We start from the raw sequence: 2,307 nt of genomic DNA, 5'->3' as shown, positions 1-2,307 counted from the left end.
TGACTAAAACAACAAAACGGCCGTGGCAGGCGCTGCTTTGTAAGGTTACAGACCGCAAAGAGAGCGCGGTCTCGTCTCAGAGTCGAGAGGGATTCCTTATGCTTCCAGCTGCCTATACACCCGTGAGCGGGGGCGATATCCATCCTTCCCCTGAATGTCCTGCGTCTTTCCCTAGCAGACACTCTGCTGCAGTAAGACCATAAGTCCTGCCCAATATGCTCCTCTGCTATTACAAGTCGGTTTTTCCCGTCACCGATTTCTTGTCTTGAAGCCATTAACCCTGAGGTCGCATACCCTCAGGAAAAGCGCGATACGCAAGGGAAACGCGCACATTACTTACCCATAATTTTAACAATAGGAAGTTTGTATGTTTCGTCGTAAGTTCTTTGGCATTACCGCTATGGCCGCTGTGGCGCTGTCTTTGGCGCCGTTTTATGGAAGCGCCTACGCGGCCACTCCTCAAGCTCCCATTCCTCCCGGCGCGGCTTGGTGGAAGGAGGCGGTCGTCTACCAGGTCTATCCGCGCTCGTTCAACGATACGAACGGCGACGGGATCGGGGATCTGAATGGCATCACGGCGAAGCTCGATTATCTGAAGACGCTGGGCGTCGATGTGATCTGGCTGAGCCCGCATTTTGACTCGCCCAATGCCGACAATGGCTACGATATCCGCGATTATCGCAAGGTGATGGCCGAGTTCGGCAGCATGGACGACTTCGATCGCATGCTGGCCGAGATGAAGAAGCGCGGCATGCGTCTGATCATCGACCTGGTGGTCAACCACAGCAGCGACGAGCACCAGTGGTTCGTCGAAAGCCGCAAGTCGAAGGACAATCCCTATCGCGACTACTACATCTGGCGCGACGGCAAGGACGGTGGAGCGCCGAACAACTACCCGTCCTTCTTCGGCGGCTCGGCCTGGGAGAAGGACGAGGCCACCGGGCAGTACTATCTCCACTATTTCGCCAGGAAGCAGCCTGACCTGAACTGGGAAAACCCCAAGGTCCGGAATGAAGTCTACGACACCATGCGCTTCTGGCTGGACAAGGGCGTGTCCGGCTTCCGCATGGACGTGATCCCCTTCATCTCCAAGCAGAACGGCCTGTCCGACCTGCCTGCGGACAAGCTCGCTCATCCCGAATTCGTCTACGCGAACGGTCCGCGCGTCCATGAGTATCTCCAGGAGATGAATCGCGAGGTCCTGTCCCGCTACGACACGATGACGGTCGGCGAAGCCTTCGGCGTCACCTTCGAGCAGGCGCCGCTGTTCACCGATGCCCGCCGCAAAGAACTCAACATGATCTTCCATTTCGATATCGTGCGGCTCGATCGCGATGGTTGGCGCAAGAAGGACTGGATGCTGCCCCAGCTCAAGGCGGCTTATGCGCAGATCGACCGCACCGGCGGCACCCATGGCTGGAACACCAGCTTCCTGAGCAATCACGACAATCCCCGCGCCGTCTCCCATTTCGGCGACGACAGTCCCGAGTGGCGCGCCGTCTCGGCCAAGGCGCTGGCCACGATGATGCTCACCCAACGCGGTACGCCCTTCCTCTATCAGGGCGACGAGCTGGGCATGACCAACTATCCCTTCCGCGGCATCGAGGATTACAACGATGTGGAAGTGAAGGGCCAATGGCATGACTTCGTGGAAAGCGGCAAGGTTCCAGCGGAAGAGTATCTCTCCCACCTGCGTCAGACCAGCCGCGATAACGCCCGGACCCCGATGCAGTGGAGCGCGGCGCCGAATGGCGGCTTCACCAGCGGCAAGCCATGGCTGGCGGTCAATCCGAACTACACGCGGATCAATGCGGCGTCCCAGGTCGAGGATGCCGGTTCGGTCTACCACCATTACCGCCGCTTGATGGAGGTACGCCGCCAGACTCCCGCGCTCATTCATGGCGAATTCCGGGACCTCGATCCTGCTAACCCCAAGGTCTTCGCCTACACGCGCACGCTCGACGACAAGCGCTATCTGGTGCTGATCAACTTCACTCGCGAGACGGTCGTCTATGGCCTGCCGGAGGGGTTGAAGATCGCCGCCACTGTGCTGGACAACGGCGCCGCGCAGCAGCCGGTGCAGCCCGGCGCCGCGAGCGTATCGCTGCAGCCCTGGCAGGCGACGATCTATGAGCTCTGATTCACCGCCTGTGTGGTTAGAGCATTTTCACTGTATTCAGACTCATAGCCAGCCGCTTTGAAGTAGTGCCTTGAGCTTGGAGAAGGCCATCCTCGAGCATCACCAGATCGAACGGCCCGAGCCGCCGGCCGATCTCGGCGAAGGCCGGCGAGAGTCCGGTATCGCCG

The 2,307-nt window shown here is 59.4% G+C and carries 1 protein-coding gene; it reads left to right on the top strand.

Features of this window, described 5'->3' with window-relative positions; translation table 11 throughout:
* Nucleotides 1-400 precede the first annotated feature (400 nt).
* On the top strand, nt 401-2,140 hold the full coding sequence (locus BMY22_RS23175; protein ID WP_170849418.1) for a glycoside hydrolase family 13 protein: 1,740 nt from the start codon (nt 401-403) through the stop codon (nt 2,138-2,140).
* The last annotated feature ends 167 nt before the right edge of the window (nt 2,141-2,307 follow it).

Source organism: Azotobacter beijerinckii, assembly GCF_900110885.1.
In the GTDB taxonomy this organism is placed as follows: domain Bacteria; phylum Pseudomonadota; class Gammaproteobacteria; order Pseudomonadales; family Pseudomonadaceae; genus Azotobacter; species Azotobacter beijerinckii.
Note: the sequence above shows the minus strand (reverse complement) of the source record. Positions and strands in the feature narration are given on the sequence as shown.

Excerpts from the sequence above, each read along its gene's own strand:
- BMY22_RS23175 (WP_170849418.1), top strand. The coding sequence starts at position 401 with ATGGCCGCTGTGGCGCTGTCTTTGGCGCCGTTTTATGGAAGCGCCTAC.